The 17,521-nt window shown below is 62.5% G+C and carries 17 protein-coding genes and 1 tRNA gene; 6 read left to right on the plus strand and 12 right to left on the minus strand.

Annotation, left to right across the window (positions count from 1 at the left end; genetic code table 11):
* Positions 1–58: 58 nt before the first annotated feature.
* The 7 genes from ACB039_RS16730 to hinT form a co-directional block, all read right to left on the minus strand.
* The gene (locus ACB039_RS16730; RefSeq protein ID WP_290071832.1) at positions 59–556 is read right to left on the minus strand and encodes a hypothetical protein; all 498 of its coding nucleotides are present in this window, start codon (positions 554–556) and stop codon (positions 59–61) included.
* 68 nt (positions 557–624) lie between these two features.
* On the minus strand, positions 625–1,485 hold the full coding sequence (locus ACB039_RS16735; RefSeq protein WP_371166052.1) for a DUF6279 family lipoprotein: 861 nt from the start codon (positions 1,483–1,485) through the stop codon (positions 625–627).
* Between the two features lie 53 nt (positions 1,486–1,538).
* Positions 1,539–2,402 carry a phosphotransferase gene (locus tag ACB039_RS16740; RefSeq protein WP_041205440.1) on the minus strand — a complete coding sequence of 288 codons (864 nt, stop codon included), beginning with the start codon at positions 2,400–2,402 and terminating at the stop codon, positions 1,539–1,541.
* Positions 2,392–2,988 carry a penicillin-binding protein activator LpoB gene (gene lpoB, locus ACB039_RS16745; RefSeq protein ID WP_041205438.1) on the minus strand — a complete coding sequence of 199 codons (597 nt, stop codon included), beginning with the start codon at positions 2,986–2,988 and terminating at the stop codon, positions 2,392–2,394. The genes ACB039_RS16740 and lpoB overlap by 11 nt, the downstream gene beginning before the upstream one ends.
* The gene (locus ACB039_RS16750; RefSeq protein WP_041205436.1) at positions 2,988–3,386 is read right to left on the minus strand and encodes a YcfL family protein; all 399 of its coding nucleotides are present in this window, start codon (positions 3,384–3,386) and stop codon (positions 2,988–2,990) included. The genes lpoB and ACB039_RS16750 overlap by 1 nt, the downstream gene beginning before the upstream one ends.
* A gap of 66 nt (positions 3,387–3,452) precedes the next feature.
* Positions 3,453–4,874: a COG3014 family protein gene (locus ACB039_RS16755; RefSeq protein ID WP_005330108.1), complete on the minus strand. Its 1,422-nt coding sequence runs from the start codon at positions 4,872–4,874 to the stop codon at positions 3,453–3,455.
* Positions 4,874–5,224, minus strand: coding sequence for a purine nucleoside phosphoramidase (gene hinT / locus ACB039_RS16760; RefSeq protein WP_005330109.1), 351 nt, complete (start codon positions 5,222–5,224; stop codon positions 4,874–4,876). The genes ACB039_RS16755 and hinT overlap by 1 nt, the downstream gene beginning before the upstream one ends.
* Before the next feature lie 257 nt (positions 5,225–5,481).
* On the opposite strand from hinT, the gene ACB039_RS16765 reads away from it, so the two are divergent.
* Positions 5,482–7,494 (plus strand): methyl-accepting chemotaxis protein, encoded by a 2,013-nt coding sequence (locus tag ACB039_RS16765; protein ID WP_171269615.1) that lies wholly within the window; start codon positions 5,482–5,484, stop codon positions 7,492–7,494.
* 75 nt (positions 7,495–7,569) lie between these two features.
* On the opposite strand, the gene ACB039_RS16770 is transcribed toward ACB039_RS16765, so the two are convergent.
* Complete coding sequence (locus ACB039_RS16770) at positions 7,570–8,445, minus strand: 6-carboxytetrahydropterin synthase (RefSeq protein WP_171274022.1); 876 nt, start codon at positions 8,443–8,445, stop codon at positions 7,570–7,572.
* Positions 8,446–8,524: 79 nt separating this feature from the next.
* Here ACB039_RS16770 and ACB039_RS16775 point away from each other — a divergent pair, with 79 nt between their 5' ends.
* The 4 genes from ACB039_RS16775 to ACB039_RS16790 all read left to right on the plus strand — a co-directional run bounded on the left by ACB039_RS16775 (position 8,525) and on the right by ACB039_RS16790 (position 12,235).
* On the plus strand, positions 8,525–9,868 hold the full coding sequence (locus ACB039_RS16775) for a dihydroorotase (RefSeq protein ID WP_005330115.1): 1,344 nt from the start codon (positions 8,525–8,527) through the stop codon (positions 9,866–9,868).
* A 226-nt stretch (positions 9,869–10,094) separates the two neighbouring features.
* Positions 10,095–10,171 (plus strand) — tRNA-Pro (locus ACB039_RS16780).
* Positions 10,172–10,302: 131 nt separating this feature from the next.
* Positions 10,303–10,773, plus strand: coding sequence for a hypothetical protein (locus tag ACB039_RS16785; protein ID WP_049832155.1), 471 nt, complete (start codon positions 10,303–10,305; stop codon positions 10,771–10,773).
* Positions 10,774–10,975: 202 nt separating this feature from the next.
* On the plus strand, positions 10,976–12,235 hold the full coding sequence (locus tag ACB039_RS16790) for a dicarboxylate/amino acid:cation symporter (RefSeq protein WP_005330120.1): 1,260 nt from the start codon (positions 10,976–10,978) through the stop codon (positions 12,233–12,235).
* Positions 12,236–12,291: 56 nt separating this feature from the next.
* Here the strand turns inward: ACB039_RS16790 and ACB039_RS16795 are convergent, their stop codons facing one another.
* Positions 12,292–12,738, minus strand: coding sequence for an isoprenylcysteine carboxylmethyltransferase family protein (locus ACB039_RS16795; RefSeq protein ID WP_171274024.1), 447 nt, complete (start codon positions 12,736–12,738; stop codon positions 12,292–12,294).
* Between the two features lie 176 nt (positions 12,739–12,914).
* Between ACB039_RS16795 and alr the strand changes: the two genes are divergently transcribed.
* Positions 12,915–14,141 carry an alanine racemase gene (gene alr, locus ACB039_RS16800; protein WP_005326819.1) on the plus strand — a complete coding sequence of 409 codons (1,227 nt, stop codon included), beginning with the start codon at positions 12,915–12,917 and terminating at the stop codon, positions 14,139–14,141.
* 53 nt (positions 14,142–14,194) lie between these two features.
* Here alr and ACB039_RS16805 read toward each other — a convergent pair whose 3' ends face one another.
* From ACB039_RS16805 to ACB039_RS16815, 3 genes are all read right to left on the minus strand, one after another.
* Positions 14,195–15,154 carry a TerC family protein gene (locus ACB039_RS16805; protein ID WP_171274025.1) on the minus strand — a complete coding sequence of 320 codons (960 nt, stop codon included), beginning with the start codon at positions 15,152–15,154 and terminating at the stop codon, positions 14,195–14,197.
* 295 nt (positions 15,155–15,449) lie between these two features.
* Positions 15,450–16,445 carry a murein tripeptide/oligopeptide ABC transporter ATP binding protein OppF gene (oppF, locus tag ACB039_RS16810; RefSeq protein WP_042649233.1) on the minus strand — a complete coding sequence of 332 codons (996 nt, stop codon included), beginning with the start codon at positions 16,443–16,445 and terminating at the stop codon, positions 15,450–15,452.
* On the minus strand, positions 16,445–17,425 hold the full coding sequence (locus ACB039_RS16815) for an ABC transporter ATP-binding protein (RefSeq protein WP_043129280.1): 981 nt from the start codon (positions 17,423–17,425) through the stop codon (positions 16,445–16,447). The genes oppF and ACB039_RS16815 overlap by 1 nt, the downstream gene beginning before the upstream one ends.
* Positions 17,426–17,521: the final 96 nt, after the last annotated feature.

Below are 17,521 nucleotides of genomic sequence, written 5' to 3' on the forward strand. Positions count from 1 at the left end.
AAATGAACAGCAACAGAGAGAAGATGAGGCAACAGCAGGCAGACTGACCCCATCGGGGTCAGGCGAGGAAGCTCTGGGAGAAGCGGTATTGCAGGTGACGACGCTGCAGGCGGTGCCGGTGGATGCTGGCGAAGTGATCGCGAAAGCTCGTCCTCGGGTAGCAGAGGGCGGCGTAGAGCAGCAGGCCGCACAGCAGCAGCAGGATCCCCTGCTGGGCCCAGCTCATGACGAGCTCGTAGACCACGCGGCCAGGCTGATGATCCCGGCTCAGGGAGTGCTCGAGGCGCAGCAGGTGATTCTGGTGGGAACCGATGAACTTGACGACACCGTCATCGCTGTCGCTGGCGCCGTGCTGGATCCGGGCGCCGTCGGTGGAGTCCGCGGCCTCCCCCATCAGCTGGGCGGCGTGCTGGGAAGCGGGTGCCTTGAGCCCCTCCACCGAGACGGTAGAGAGCAGCAGAGTGAGCGCGATGAGCAGGGTCATCGCCGCCAGTTTCACTTTGTCCAGCAGGCTCAAAAAGTTAATTCCCGAATAATAGAAAGGGCAAACTACCATAGCCCCCCTACAAGGACAAGGGCGGCAGGCCATGACGCCTGCCGCCCTTGCGGCGCGGATCCTGTCAATCAGCGGCTGCGGATCATGGCCTCGAAGTCCTCGGCATAGTCCTTGAGCAGGGTGTAGAGGTGGGCGCGCTGGGAGAGATCCATCGACTGGCTGAGGTCGCTGAGCCACTGGATGGTGCGCTGGCGGGACTGGTCAGTGTAGCCGGTGAAGCGGCCATCCATGAGTCCATCCCCCTGTTGCAGCAGGCGGGTCAGCTCCTTGCCGAAGTCCGGATCCTGGCGCTGCTTCATCAGCCGCGCCAGCTCCTTGGTCCAGGCCTCCTGGAACTCCAGCCAGGGGGGCATCATCTCGTATTGCCACTCGGCCCATTGGGCAATGAGCGGCTCCTGGGCTGGCTTCACCTTGCCAATCCAGAACACCAGCCGCTCGTTCATCTTCTCCCGAAACTCCTTGAGCATCTGCGTCTTGGACTCGGTGGCGAAGTCATGCTGGCGCTCCTGCTGGCGTTTCACTCTATCGGTCATGAAGCGCGCCACCTGGGCATCGGTCAGGGTGCTGGCGAGGCGCACGGTGCGGGGAATGGCGTTCTCCAGGGTGCGGGTCAGGCTGGCCTGGGTGCGGTCCAGATGCAGGGTGACCTGGGCCGGGGTCATGGGGCTGGCCACCGCCTTGGCCAGGGCATCGAGATCCCGGGCATAGATGGGCAGCTCGTGTTGGCGATGCCAGGCCATCAGCCCCTTGACCTCCCTGTCCAGCAGCGTCTTCTGACTGCGGTCCAGCGAGAAGTAGTCGTCCAGTTGCCAGACGATGGCCGAGTCGAGCCAGTAGTAGATCACCCGGGTCGCGCAGCCGGTCAGCAGCAGGCAGAGCAGCAGCAGGCTCCAGCTGCGGGGTTGATGCCATGAGAATCTGGTCACCATGCATGCCTCCAATTCGTAGAAAATAAGCGTCGCGCCATGGCCTCTGCCCGATGTCACTCCAGGCGCTGGCGGTTCATGTCGATGAGGGCCTGATAGTCGGGCCCGGGTTGCTGCTCCGCCATCAACAGCGCCCACAACAGGCCGATGTAATCGACCCAGGGCAGGAAGGCTTCGGCCTGGAATCCTTTGGTATTGAGCAGCTTATGAGCACCCTCCCTGCCTTCAAGATAGCAGCTCTCCAACTGACACCGCAGCTCATCACTCCAGCCATGGGTGCGCTGGATGCTGGCCAGCTCGAAGCCCGGGTGGCCGGCGGCGCCATACTCCCAGTCGATGACCCAGGGTCTGTGGCCCAACAAGTTAGCCGGATTGAGATCATGATGGCAAGGGAGCCAGCAGTCGTCCGGCTCCCGGCTCGCGAGCAGGGCCCGCTCCAGCGCCGGCAACCAGGCGGGCACCCGGGCCAGGCGGTCGCGATAGCCGGCGCTGTGGGCTCGCACCGCCATCACCACGGCGGGCAGTGGCAGCCGGTGTAAGCGCCTCAGCACTGCGGCCAGCAAGGGGGGTTGCGCCGCCAGGGGCGGCGGCGCGGCGGCCCAGTTCGGCTCGTCGCACCACGCCAGCAGCATCAGGCCGGTGGCGGGTTCACTGTGATGACAGGGCAAGGCCAGCCCCTCCCCCACGGCCCCCTGATAGAGCTGCCACTCGGTGGCCCTGTCGATACCGAGACGCACCGGATCCGGGTGCCCGCGCCGCAGGAAGGCGCGTTGCCCCGAGGGCAGGTGCAGCCGGTAGTTGCCGTTGGTCAGGCCGCTCGCCAGTGGCTCAAGGCGCCCCCGGTTCCAGGGGGCCGGCAGGCTGGCCAGCAGGGTCAGCTCCGCCAGGTCCCCCTGCTGCCGGGTCGCCTCACCAGCCAAAGGTGGAGGTCTTCGCCTGCTTGCGGATCTCTTTCTGATCGGCCCACAGCAGTTCGCCATTCTCCAGATCCATCAGGTTCATGGTCATCTGGTAGTAGACGTCCTTCACCTTGCCGTTGTCCTTGACGATGCTGGCGAGGTTGCCATAGACCATGTAGCGGGCGCCGGTCTGCTTGCCAAGGCGCACCATGGTGGCGGGATCCACCATGCCGCTGCCCTGCTGGTGCTCGAGTTGCTGCTTGACCGCGCTCACCTTGCTCATGTCGACGAAGCGGAACTTGCCGGAGCTCAGCAGCTTGGTGCGCAAGGTGTCTGTGATGGCCTCGGTGTCGATGTGCTCCGAGGTCTTGTTGCGGATGGAGTCCATGAACATCACGGGACGACCGCCGGCGGTGATCTCGGAGGTCGCCGGTGAGGCCAGCATGGAGTCCGCCATCTTGTCGGCGATGGCCTGCAAGTCGGAGGAGCCGTAATCCACTGTCACCGTCTCGGTCTCGGTCGCGTCGCCATAGCTGACGGTGGTGCTGGAACAGCCGCCAAGCAGCAGGGCGCCGGTCAATATCAGTAGGGCATGGTTCATTCTCATCAGTTCGATTCCTCAATCACTTCGCGTACGTAAATCCGGTAGCCCCGGGCTGCCGGGCTCGGCGCCAGAGCGGACAGGGTGCGGGTCTGGTAGCCGTGCAGCTTGAGCGGGGTCCAGCCGCGGCCATCGCTGGCCACCTCCTGCCCGGCGTCATCATACCAATAGAACAGGTATTGCAGCCGGTTGTCGCCGCGCTGGGTGCTGGCGGCGGCCACGTTGACCTGCAGCAGGCCGTTTTGCTCGCGGCGGCTGAGCTCGGTCAGAGTGACGTTGACATCTTGATGCTGCTCCTGCACCGCCGCCGCCCCGGCCGCGCCATAGAGCGCCACGCCGGAGGTATTGGTGGCGCAGCCCGCCAGCAGCAGTACCAGCCCGAGGGCCAAGCCATGTGCTTTCATCTTGTGCTCCTTGCCGGTGGCCAGGGGGCCGAACCGGTCAGTGTGTGATCTCGCCCGAACGGGCACTCATAGGGGCATCACCCGGGTAGTCAGGCGGTTGCCAAGGCGCTGCACCCACACTAGCGTGGTGCGCCCGCCGTGCACGGTAAGCGGCAGTGTACGCATGGCGCTGCCCGCCCCCAGCTGGAGTTGCACCTCCCCGGCCGGCAGCATTCCCTGCCAGCTCGATGCCTCGGCGGGCAGGGTCAGCCAGCTGCGGGTATCGGCCCGCTCCGAGAGGGTATTGAAGATGCCCACCAGGATGTTGCCCACATCGCCCCCCTCCTTGGCGGCGGTGCGTCGCACCTGCTCCTTGGCCACCAGCCGCAGCGCCTGCCGGGTCAGCATGCCGGGCAGCCGCTCCTGCAGATCCTTGGCCGCCAGCGCCTCGAGTCGCACCAGCGAGCTGGTCCGCCCGGCCTGTTTGCCCGCCGACACCGTCAGCGGGCCAGTGTCGCTGGCCCTGTTGTCGTAATAGGGTACCGCCACGGTAAAGGTACGAAAATCGCCGCTGGAGGTGGAGATCGGCAACGGCAGGAAGATCTCCCGCCGCGCCGGGATCAGGCCATCTTCAAACAGCACCACCAGCTGGCCCTGATCCTTGACCAGCGGCGGCGCCTTGCGGCCCACCTTTTTCTCTGTCTCCCTGAGCTCGTCCGCGGAGCCGCGAAGCCACGCCAGGCGCAGCAAGGCATCCTGCAGGCTCCGGTTGTCCGGCGCTATCTGGTAGCCGCGCTGATAGTCGACCCAGGCGTCGTTGAGATCCCCGGCCGCCTCATAGAGCACGCCGGAGAAATAGAAGGTATAGGCATTCTGGAAACCGTTCTTCACCTGACCTATCAGGCGATCGAGTTCGGGTGCCCCGCGCGACATCAGCTGGCGCATATTCCCATCTGCCTCGGCCTCTTCGCTCTCTTCCTTGGCCTTGCGCACTTCGCCGGCCCGCGCCTTGAGCGCCCGCTCCTGCACCTGGTTGGCGCGGCGCACCTCCACCAGGGCCCCTTCGGCATGCCCCCGTTGCAGGTAGTTCAGCGCCAGATAGTGGTGCAGCATGGTGCGCTCGTAGTCCGGCGCCCGGTAGGCCATGGTCTGATCGTTGGTGAGCAGGCTGCCCGCCTGGGCCAGACCCCGGCTCAGGCGGTACTGGGCCTGATTGTCTTCCCAGACGAGGCGGCTGTCGGCGGCGGCAAAGCCCTGCTTGCTGGCCCCGTCCTGACTCGCCAGCCAGGCGATGCGCCCTCTCTCCAGCTGGTCCAGCACATAGGTGTCGTCCCCCGGAGCCGACTCATGCACCTTCGGCAGCGCCTCGGCGGCATGACCCAGCAGCAGCTGGTTGCGCAAGGGGACCATCTGATCGGAATAGGAGACGAAGAGGTCTTGCCAGCGGGAGGCGCAGCCCCCCAGCAGCAGACCGGCCAACAGCAGGCCGGTCAATGAGGCGGGACGCATCACAGGCTGAGCAGGGGTCCCAGCGGCTGGCCACCCACCAGGTGCAGGTGGATGTGGTAGACCTCCTGCCCGCCGTGGCGGTTGCAGTTCATGATGAGGCGGTAGCCGTCCTCGGCGATCCCGGCCTCGGCCGCCAGCTTGCGGGCCACGGTGAACATGCGGCCGAGCGCCAGCTCGTGATCCGCTTCCACGTCGTTGACGGTGGGGATGAGCACGTTGGGCACGATCAGGATGTGGGTCTTCGCCTTGGGTTGGATGTCCCGAAACGCGGTCACCAGATCGTCTTGATAAAAGATGTCGGCGGGGATCTCCTTGCGGATGATTTTGCTGAAAATGGTTTCTTGCGCCATGGGTAACTCCTTTATATGAAAAAGAAAATTCAATGCAAAACTCAAGCGACTCCCAAAAATGTCGCCACAGCCCGCCAAGTGTGACACAAGCCGACATTTGACACAGCCGTTGTCCCAATCCCTTCAGTTATTGTGAAGAATACCGATAGTGAGGATGACGTCCCGAGTACCTCAGTGGCATCCCCGTCTGGGCATGCAGGGTACCAAAGGGACGGGGTACTCAGACAAGGGACTTTTGCATAGACAGCGGGACAATAATGAAACAAACAATGTCAGACCTCTCGATCTTACAGAGAGTCTATCTGGGCTTTGCCATCCTGGTCGCCGTCATGGTCGCCAGTGCGGTACTGACCTTTCGCGGCCAGAGCGAACTCAACGATGCCCTGGATCAGGTAACACAAGAGTCCATGCCGCTGGTGATCGCCAGCAGCCAGACCCAGATAAGCCTGCTCAGCGCCAACAAGTGGCTCACCGACGTGCTGACCGAGCAGGATCCCAAGCAACTGCCGGCGGAAGTGGCCGAGCTGCAGCAGGCCAAGGGTCAGGTCGACAAGATGCTGACGACCCTCAGGCAGCAGGTGGCGGCGCACCCCGAATTGCAGGGGGAGATGACAGCCCTCGGCAAGCTGGTGACTGACTACCTGCAACTGACCCAGACCCTGCCCACCGAGCACGAGGCCCTGCTCACCCGGCTGCACAAGGTCAACCAGGCCAAGGGCCAGTTCCAGGTCAGCCTGCCCCAGTTCAAGAAGAACCTCGGCGACATGATGGTGACCGTCGACGACAGCTTCATCAAGATGCTCTCCGAGACCCTGACCACCAAGCTCTCCGCCATCGAGCTCTCCACCATGGATGCCCTCAACCAGAGCATCCCCGCCCCCATAGAAGCGGCGCTCAAGCGCAACAAGATGCAGATCGAGGGCTTCAACAGCACCATCAAAGATCTCCAGGGGGAGCTCAAGGACTTTGACAACAACATGGGCCACTACGTCCATGGCTTCGTGCGCGACACCACGGCCAATGAAGGGGTGCTCGCCCAGTACCTGGCGCTGATGAAGCAGCAGCAGACTATGCGCGAGCAGAGCAAGCAAGCGAGCCAGCTCATCGTCAGCATCCAGAACAAGCTGGAGGGGATCACAACCCAGAGCCAGCAGTTGATGAACGCCAGCATCCGCGCCTCTGATCGGGTGCAGACCCAGAGCACCCTGACCCAGGGGATCAGCATCGCCATCGCCATCTTCGTCGCCATCCTGGTGGCCTTTACCCTGGGCAAAGCCATCCGCCGCCCCCTCAAGGAACTGCTGCGGGTACTGACCGAGGTGACCCAGGGTGACATGACCCAGCGGGTCGGCTTCAAGAGCCAGAACGAATTCGGCCAGCTCGGCAGCCAGATCAACCTGCTGATCCAGCAGATGGGAGACGTGCTCAGACAACTCTCCCAGGCCTCGACCCAGCTCAACAGCGCCGCCCACGACAACCGCCACACCACCGAAGCGGTGCGGGCGGATCTGGAGAAACAGCGCCAGGAGACCGCCTCGGTCGCCGCCGCCATGACCCAGATGGAGGCCTCGGTGCGGGAAGTGGCCCAGGCCGCCAACCAGACCCTGGAGCGGGTACAGGACGTGGAGAAGGCCTCACAGATGGGCCGCAAGGTGATGGCAGGCAACATCACCACCACCCACCAGTTGGCGGGCAAGCTGCAGCAGACCGGCAAGGTGATCGGTGACGTGAGTGCCATGAGCGGCCAGATTGGCAACATCCTCGACGTCATCCGCGGCATCGCCGAGCAGACCAACCTGCTGGCGCTGAACGCCGCCATCGAGGCGGCCCGTGCCGGCGAGCAGGGGCGCGGTTTTGCGGTGGTGGCCGACGAGGTGCGCAACCTGGCCGGTCGAACCGCCCAGTCCACCAGCGAAATCCAGACCATGATCGAGAACCTGCAGCAGGGGGTCGCCCGGGCGGTCAACGTGATGCAGGAGTGCTCCCGCGAGATGGACAGCTGCATGGATCAGAGCTCCCAGGCCAACAACGCCATGGAAGAGGTGCAGGGCATAGTGGTACTCATCAGCGACATGTCGAGCCAGATAGCCTCCGCCGCCGAGCAGCAGCAGGCCACCAGCGCCGACATCGCCACCAACCTCAACCGTATCTCCGATATCTCGGATCTCAACTACCAGGGCATAGAACGGGTCGCCGAGACCAGTCAGCAACTCGACAGCTTGGCCGAGCAGCAGGAGGGTCTGGTGCAGCGCTTCCGGCTCAGCGCCTGACGCCCAGAGCCATGGCAGTGAAACAACGAGGCCCCGCAGATGCGGGGCCTCGTTGTTATTGGGCTTGCAGGGAGATCAGGCGTAGGCGATGGCACCCTTGCCGACCCCTTCATAGGCGACAATCTTGACGAATTTCTCCCCCACCTGCTTTTTCACCTCGCGGGCGATGTAGTGGGCCAGCAGCTCTATGGTGGTGTCGGTGTCGATCATCTCCACCTCGGCGGCCGGCATGGCGAGCTGGAACAGCCCCTGGGGCGCCACGTACTTGAAGCCCAGGTGGTGTTCCCCCAGATGGGCCTTGGCCAGCTCGCTCAACGCCAGCTCGGAGAGGGCCACCTTGTCCTCCTGGGTACCGAGATAGATGTCGGCCCAGCGCTCGGCCCAGTTCAGCTCGAGCTCCTCGTCGCGCACCCCATCCACCTCGATCTCGACCGGAGAGCGGTGGCCGTGGGCGATGCGCTGACAGTTGCCGTCGTGCTTCTTCAGGCCATGGCTGTAGTGGTAGAAGGCGCCCTCGATCTTCTCCTGGCGCAGGGTCAGGGAGAGATCCTTGATGTTGCCCGGCAACCGCTTGGCCAGCACCGCCAGCAGATAGCGGGTCACCGACTCCTTGTCCACCTGGGAGGCGGGAATGAAGGCAAAGCCCTGGGTCGGGCAGCGCAGGTGGATGGAACGCCCTGGGCGCAGCAGATCCACGGTGCTCTCGCCGCCGTCCAGAGCGTGGACATGGACCAGGGGGCATTCGGCCGGCACCAGCAGCTTGTGATCCACCTCTTCATCGATGATCGACTTGATGAGCTTCTTCACCCGCCCGAAATCCAGCAGCATGCTCATCTCGTTGAGCTCACCGCTCATCTCGATGTCCACCAGCCAGCTCTCACCCACCATGCCGCGACGCTCGCACAAATAGCTCGAATCGATCACAGTCAAATCTCTAACAAATAACTTCATTACTCAGGCCTTGCTACAGAGAAAGTGCAGTTTGCGATATTATGACCCCGGATTATCGGCAAAGGAACTGGAACCCCCCATGAACAAATTGCTTATCAAGAATGCCACCCTGGTCAACGAAGGCCGCATCTATGCCTCCGACGTCTTGATCGAAGGTGAGCGGATCGCCCGCATCGCCCCGGACATCAGCGCCCCCGATGCCGTGGTGATCGATGCCGCAGGCCGTCACCTCATCCCCGGGATGATCGATGATCAGGTGCACTTCCGGGAGCCTGGCCTGACCCACAAGGGGACCATCGCCAGTGAATCCCGGGCCGCCGTCGCCGGTGGCACCACCAGTTTCATGGAAATGCCCAACGTCAATCCCCAGACCACCACCATCGATGCCCTCGAAGCCAAATACCAGATAGCCGCCAACTCCGCCGCCGCCAACTACAGCTTCTACCTGGGTGCCACCAACGACAACCTGGAAGAGATCAAGAAACTCGATCCCAAGCAGTCCTGCGGCATCAAGATCTTCATGGGGGCCTCCACCGGCAACATGCTGGTGGACAACCAGGAGACATTGGCGGCCATCTTCCGCGAGAGCCCGGTCATGATAGTCACCCACTGCGAGGACACCCCCTCCATCAAGGTGCTGGAAGACGAGGCCCGCGCCAAGTGGGGCGAGGATGTGCCCATGCGCGAGCACGGCCGCATCCGCAGCGCCGATGCCTGCTACAAATCCTCCAGCATGGCGGTCTCCCTGGCCAAGCAGTACGGTGCCAAGCTGCACGTGCTGCACCTGACCACGGCCAAGGAGCTGTCGCTCTTCACCGCCACCCCGGACCTGAAGGATCTCAAGGACAAGAACATCACCGCCGAGGTGTGCGTCCATCATCTGTTCTTCAACGAGGCGGACTACGACACCCTGGGCAGCCAGATCAAGTGCAACCCGGCGGTGAAGAGCGCCGCCGACCAGCACGCCCTGCTGGATGCGGTGCGCAACGACGTGCTCGATATCATCGCCACCGACCACGCCCCCCACACCTGGGAGGAGAAGCAGAACAGCTACTTCAAGGCGCCGTCCGGCGTGCCCCTGGTGCAGCACTCCCTGCAGGCGCTGCTGGAGCTCTACCACAACGGCGTGTTCAGCCTCGAGACCATCGTCAAGAAGACCTCCCACGCGGTGGCCGAGCGCTTCCAGGTGCAGGATCGCGGCTACATCCGCGAGGGCTACTTCGCGGATCTGGTGCTGCTGGATCTCGGCAAGCCCTATGTGGTCAACGACAGCAACCTGCTCTACCTGTGCGGCTGGTCGCCGTTCAACGGCTACCGTTTCCAAAGCACCATCGACATGACGCTGGTGAACGGTCAGATCGCCTGGCAGAACGGTCAGGTCACCGATCAGGTATTGGGCAAGCGACTGACCTTCAACCGCTGATCCCTGCTTGAGAGCGACGCCTGTCACTCACGCCAAACGGCCGCCCACCAGGGCGGCCGTTTTTCATGCAAGACGGCGCTGAGGTGCCGACAAAATGCACCACTGGTCGCACTTTGATCCGAAGTTGCTCGCAAAGCAGGCAAACGATCTCGAACCGGGATTTCCCCTGTTGACAGGGTCGGGGCATCTCCATAAACTCCCTCCCCGTCAGCCGAGCTGACTCCGTCGGTGTGTAGCGCAGCCAGGTAGCGCATCTGCATGGGGTGTAGAGGGTCGGAGGTTCGAATCCTCTCACACCGACCAAATTCCCCGAGAAAGGCCTTGTCATACGACAAGGCTTTTTCTTTTTGTCTCCCCGGCGGCCCCCGGGTCGGCGATTGTCTCGTGGGCAACGTTGTGCTGTAGTGACTTCCTCTCAGCCAAGGGCCAGCACCATGTCACCAAACTCCCCCCTCTTGTTCGCCCTCACCCTGTGCGGCTCGCTGCTGCTCGGCGGCTGCGCCACCGCCTATGACAGCGAAAAGTCCTTCTGGAACGGCCAGACCGGTTTCTCCCAGTCCCGGCTCGGGGAGACACGCTGGCAGTTGGAGTTTGTAGGCAACGATCTGGTGGACAGGGAGACGGCCCGCAAGTATGTGCTCAAGCGGGCGGGGGAGATAGCGCTGGCGCAGGGGTACGCCTGGGTGCAGGTGCAGACGCTGACCCTGTCGCGGGATGCGGTCAGGATCACCCCGACCCGCCCCCAGTTCGGCTTTGATGAGTACGAACCCGACACCTTCATGGACGAGATGCAGGTAGAGCACCGCACCTCGGCACTGCTGATCTTCTCTCTGGGAAAAGCCCCATTGGACGACCAGAGCCTGGAAGCCATTTATCTGGCTAATATGAAAATAAGCAGCGATTAATATAATTAATTCACAAGAACCATATAACATACAACTAATTGCAACATAAAGTTCTGATATAAGTCGCTGGATTTCCCCTCCGTGATTAGGCATGCTGCCAGCATACCGGCTGTCAGGATTCCATGGCCCGGATCACAAAAACGGACTTAGGTGGCCCCCTTCCCACCTGCACAGGCACTGCACATATCGAGACTGTCCCCCCATGAAAATGAACAAATTGACCGTTGCCATCCTCATTGCGATGTTGCTTGGCATTGTTACCGGGCAAGGCTATCGCCTGTTTGCCCCGACCCAGGCCGCCACCTTTGCCAGCGACATCACCCTGCTGACCGACATCTTCCTGCGCCTCATCAAGATGATCATCGCCCCCCTGGTGTTCACTACCTTGGTGGTCGGCATCGCCAAGATGGGCGACACCCGCACCGTGGGCCGCATCGGCGCCAAGACCCTGGGCTGGTTCATGCTGGCCTCCCTGATGTCCCTGACCCTGGGGCTGGTGATGGTGCACCTGATGCAGCCCGGGGTCGGCCTCTCCCTCTCACTGCCCGATGACGGCGCCAGCTCTGGCGTGGCCGCCACCGCCATCTCCCTCAAGGACTTCGTGACCCACGCCATCCCGAAGAGCGTGATCGAGGCCATGGCCACCAACGAGATCCTGCAGATCGTGGTGTTCTCCCTGTTCTTCGGGCTGGCCGCCGCCGCCCTGGGGGATGCCGCCAAACCGGTGGTGATGCTGATGGCCAGCGCCGCCGAGATCATGCTGAAGGTGACCGGCTACGTGATGAACTTCGCGCCGTTCGCGGTGTTTGGTGCCATCGCCGCCATGGTCGCCAAGGAGGGGCTCGGCATCCTCGCCACCTATGGTACCTTCATGGCCCAGTTCTACCTGGCCCTGGCCTGCCTCTGGCTGCTGCTCATCGCCATGGGCAGCCTCTTCATCCGCCGTCGCATCCTGACCCTGCTGGCCATGATCCGCGAGCCCATACTGCTCGCCTTCTCCACCGCCAGCTCCGAGGCCGCCTATCCCAAGACCCTGGACAGACTGGAGAAGTTCGGCTGTGACAAGCGCATCGCCAGCTTCGTGCTGCCCATGGGCTACTCCTTCAACCTGGATGGCTCCATGATGTACTGCACCTTCGCGGTGATGTTCATCGCTCAGGCCTATGGCATCGAGCTCTCCATGGCCCAGCAGATCACCATGCTGCTGCTGCTGATGGTCACCTCCAAGGGGATGGCCGGGGTGCCGCGCGCCTCCCTGGTGGTCATCGCCGCCACCCTGAACCAGTTCCAGATCCCGGAGGCCGGCATCCTCTTGCTGCTCGGCATCGATCACTTCCTCGACATGGGTCGCTCCGCCACCAACGTGCTGGGCAACGCCATCGCCGCCAGCGTGGTGGCCAAGACGGAAGACAGCCTGGGAGAGACCGCGCCCCTGGGCGAGACTGACCTCGCCAAGGTTTAAGGTTCTCCGTTACTCGACAAGAGGCCCGCAACTGCGGGCCTCTTGTCGTTTGGCTGTCAGCACCAGCGCCTCACACGGCGGCAGTATTGCACATAGGGGATACCGAAACGGGCGCGCAGGGCCCGCTCCTCCGGCAGGATCTGGAAGCGGGTGAGCCAACCCAGCAACAGCAGCGGGCCGAACCAGACCCAGGGGCCCCCGAGATAGCAAGCCAACCCCATCAACCAGCACAGCAGCCCCAGATACATGGGGTTGCGGCTGATGCGATAGACCCCCTGAGTCACCAGCACCCGGCTCTGCTGCAGGCGGATCGGATGGACGCTGGTACGCTCCCGGCGAAAGTGCAGCAGCGCCCCGCCCCCCAGCACGGCCCCCACCAGCAGCAACACCGTGGCCAACACCAGCAGGAGCCCCGTCCCCTGCGCCTCCCCCCGCCCCAGCCACATGGCGAGGGCGAGCACGACAAACAATAACAAGGGTGGGATACGCAGCTCGAAACGCATATTTTCTTCCTGCAACAAGTGCCACAAATGACGCCATTGAGATACACTCGCAGCGTCGGTATCTGGGTAAAAATTTAAACATATCATTAGCATAGCAACATGCTGACCCAGCCATGCCACTGCTTGCGTCTGACGCGAGCCCATCCTCAACAGAAACAATAAAAAGGAACCATCCCATGCACAAGAAAACCCTGCTCGCGACCCTGGTCTTCGGGTTGCTCGCCGGACAGGCCGTCGCCGCCCCCTATCTGCCGCTGGCCAGTGACACCCGCAACGGCCAGGAGCAGACCGCCGCCAACGCCTGGCTGGAAGTGGATTTGACCGCCTTCGAGCACAACATCCAGACCCTCAAGGATCGTCTCGGCGACAAGGGCCCGCAGATCTGCGCCATCATGAAGGCGGACGCCTACGGCCACGGCATCGATCTGCTGGTGCCCTCCGTGGTCAAGGCGGGCATTCCCTGCATCGGCATCGCCAGCAATGAAGAGGCACGCGTGGCCCGCGAGAAGGGCTTCGAGGGGCGCCTGATGCGGGTCCGTGCCGCCACCCCGGTCGAGGTAGAGCAGGCGCTGCCCTACAAGCTGGAAGAGCTGGTAGGCAGCCTGGAGAGCGCCAAGGGGATCGCCGACATCGCACAGCGCCATAACACCAACGTGTCGGTGCACATCGGCCTGAACTCCGCCGGCATGAGCCGCAACGGCATCGACCTGCGCCAGAATGACGCCAAGGCCGATGCCCTGGCCATGCTGAAACTGAAGGGGATCACCCCGGTCGGCATCATGACCCACTTCCCGGTGGAGGAGAAAGAGGACGTCAAGCTGGGGCTGGCCCAGTTCAAGCTTGACTACCAGTGGCTGATCGACGCCGGCAAGCTGGATCGCAGCAAGCTCACCATCCACGCCGCCAACTCCTTCGCCACCCTGGAAGTGCCGGAAGCCTACTTTGACATGGTACGCCCGGGCGGCATCATCTACGGTGACACCATCCCCTCCTACACCGAGTACAAGAAGGTGATGGCGTTCAAGACCCAGGTCGCCTCCGTCAACCACTACCCGGCGGGCAACACCGTCGGTTATGACCGCACCTTCACCCTCAAGCGCGACTCCCTGCTCGCCAACCTGCCGATGGGTTACTCCGACGGCTACCGCCGCGCCATGAGCAACAAGGCCTATGTGCTGATCCATGGCCAGAAGGCCCCTGTGGTGGGCAAGACCTCTATGAACACCACCATGGTGGACGTGACCGACATCAAGGGGATCAAACCCGGTGACGAGGTGGTGCTGTTCGGCCGTCAGGGGGATGCCGAAGTGAAGCAGTCTGATCTGGAAGAGTACAACGGCGCTCTGCTGGCGGACATGTACACCGTCTGGGGCTACACCAACCCCAAGAAGATCAAGCGCTAAGCACAGATCAGATATGAAAAAGGGCTCCCTAAGGAGCCCTTTTTTGCGGATGCTTACACTCTCTTCTGGTCAATCACCTTCTTGCGGGTCACCCAGAGGCTGAGCCCCATGGAGGCCAGCAGGATCAACGCAACCACGCCGAGCGCGATGCCGGTTGGGATCTTGAAGATATCGAGCAGCAGCATCTTGACCCCGATGAACATCAGGATCAGCGCCAGACCGTATTTCAGCAGGGCGAAGCGCTCGGCCACGCCAGCCAACAGGAAGTACATGGCGCGCAGGCCCATGATGGCGAAGATGTTGGAGGTCAGTACGATGAAGGGATCCGTGGTCACCGCGAAGATGGCCGGGATGCTGTCCACCGCGAAGATGAGATCGCTCACCTCCACCAGCACCAGGATGAGCAGCAGCGGGGTGGCATAGCGCACACCGTCACGCCAGACGAAGAACTTCTCCCCCTCGAGCGTCTCCGTCACCTTGAAGCGGCGACGCATCCAGCCCAGCAGCGGGTTGTTGGCGAGATCCGGCTCCTTGTCTGCGGCCCACAGCATCTTGACCCCGGTCAGCAGCAGGAAGGCGCCAAACAGGTAGAGGATCCAGTGGAACTGCTCGATGAGCCAGCTGCCCGCGAACACCATGCCGGCACGCATGACGATGGCACCCAGCACCCCGTAGAGCAGCACCCGACGCTGCAGCTCGGCCGGAATGGCAAAGTAGCCAAACAGCATCAGCCAGACGAAGACGTTGTCCACCGCCAGCGCCTTCTCGATGAGGTAGCCGGTGAGGAACTCCAGCCCTTTCTGGTTGGCGATCTCACGCCCGGCACTGTGATCCAGCCAGAGCCAGATGGCCAGGTTGAACAGCAGGGCCACGCTGACCCAGATGAGGGACCAGATCCCCGCCTCTTTCAGAGACACCTTGTGCGCCTTGCCGCCGCCGACAAAGCGGATGTCAATCCACAACAGGACCAGCACTATGCTGAAGAAACCGGTCCACATCCACCATTCACCCATTTTTCACTTCTCCCAAAACGACAAAACCCACGACCGAGAGGCGTGGGTTTGCGTTTGGAGCAGATACACCTTGCCTCTCGGCAAGGTCTCACTTACAGCTGATCTTCATCAACTGCCCGGCTGCCGGGTGCACTGCAGGATATGGGTGCACCGTAATGACGACAAACCGGCGAGAAGTTACTCCCCTTGTGCGGCGGATAGTAACAGCCTCCAAAGGTGGCGCCAAGGGGCATCTTATCTGCCCCTGCAAAAAAATCGGGGCGCCACCTGGGCGCCCCGAATACGGCTCTCTGGTTCAGAGCGGGTCCACCTTGAGGCAGGAAACCGCATGATCGAAGTTCCCTTCCAGCATGGGGCGGGTCTTGGCGCACTCGGGGCCCGCCACCGGGCAGCGGGTACGAAACACGCAGCCGGACGGCGGGTTCATCGGCGAGGGCAGATCTCCTTCCAGGATCTGGATCACCTTGCTGCGCTCCAGATCCGGATCCGGAATAGGCACCGCCGACATCAGCGCCTTGGTGTAGGGATGCAGAGGATTGGCGAAGATCTCCTGACGGGTGCCCAGTTCCACCGCGTTGCCCAGATACATCACCAGCACCCGGTCAGAGATGTGCTTGACCACGGACAGGTCGTGGGCGATGAAGATGAGGGAGAGCCCCATCTCCTTTTGCAGGGATTTGAGCAGGTTCACCACCTGAGCCTGGATGGAGACATCCAGCGCAGAGACCGGCTCGTCGCAGATGATCATCTTGGGTTCCAGGATCAGCGCCCGGGCGATGCCGATACGCTGGCACTGGCCGCCGGAGAACTCATGGGGGTAGCGGTTCACCAGGTTGGGCAAAAGCCCCACCTTGGTCATCATGGCCCGCACCTTCTCCTTCACCTGCTCCCTGGAGAGAGTGGGGTAGAAGGTGATGAGCGGCTCGGCGATGATGTCGCCGATTGTCATGCGTGGGTTCAAGGAGGCCAGCGGGTCCTGGAAGATCATCTGGATCTCCTTGCGCTTCTCCCGCAGCGCCCCCTGCTCGAGCTTGGTCAGATCCTGGCCCAGCCACACCACCTTGCCGTCGGTGGCCGGTACCAGACCTATCAGGGCCCGGGCGAAGGTGGACTTGCCGCAACCGGACTCCCCCACCACCCCCAGGGTCTCCCCTTCGTAGAGGCGCAGGGTGACACCATCCACCGCCTTCAGGGCGGAGGGCTTGGCCCAGGGCCAGGCCTTGTCACTCTTGATGCTGAAGTGAACCTTGAGGTCAGACACTTCCAGCAGCAGTTTCTTGTCAGTACCCATCAGTTCACCCCCTTGATCATGGCATCCGATACCCAATGGCAGGCCCTTGTCCGTCCGTCGCCGAAGGGGGTCAGGACTGGAGATTGCTGGCCGCAAATCTCGTGTGCCCGGTGGCAACGCTCCTGGAAGGGGCAGCCGGTGGGCAGACGCAGCAGGTTGGGCGGATTGCCCGGTATGGTGGGCAGCACTTCCCCTTCGGTATCGAGACGGGGAATGGCGCGCAGCAAGCCTTCGGTATAGGGGTGGCTCGGGCGATAGAAGATGTCGTTGACCCGGCCGTACTCCATGGTGCGACCAGCATACATCACCAGCACCTTGTCACAGATGCCCGCCACCACGCCAAGATCGTGGGTGATCATGACGATGGCGGTGTTGAACTCCCGCTTGAGCTCGTTCATCAGGGTCATGATCTGGGCCTGCACAGTCACGTCCAGCGCCGTGGTCGGCTCATCGGCGATAAGCAGTTGCGGCCGGCACAGGAGCGCCATGGCGATCATCACCCGCTGGCGCATGCCACCGGAGAACTCGTGGGGGTACATGTTCATCCGCTTGCGCGACTCGGGGATCTTCACCGCGTCCAGCATGCGCACCGACTCCTCGAACGCCGCCGCCTTGCTCACTCCCTTGTGCAGCATCAGCACTTCCATCAGCTGATCCTTCACCTTCATATAAGGGTTCAGGGAGGTCATGGGGTCCTGGAAGATCATGGCTATCTTCTCGGAGCGGATCTTGTTGAGCTTGTGCTCCGGCAGATTCAGGATCTCGTCCCCCTGAAACTTGGCAGAACCGGTAATGATGCCGTTCTTGGCGAGCAGCCCCATGATGGCAAAGGCCGTTTGAGACTTGCCTGAGCCTGACTCACCGACGATCCCCAGGGTCTCTCCGGCAGAGAGGGAGAAGTTGAGGTCGTTGACCGCCACCACATTGCCATCCGGGGTCTTGAACTCGACCCGCAGATCTTTCACATCCAGTAACTTCATATCAAAACTCCTTATCGATCTCTCGTGATGCTTTCCTGCCCATCTGGCTGACGCCGCGCGTTCAGCGGATGGGTCTTATGGCGCCGTTGGCGTCTA

Source organism: Aeromonas sp. S2(2024) (assembly GCF_041402505.1).
GTDB classification, from domain to species: domain Bacteria; phylum Pseudomonadota; class Gammaproteobacteria; order Enterobacterales; family Aeromonadaceae; genus Aeromonas; species Aeromonas media.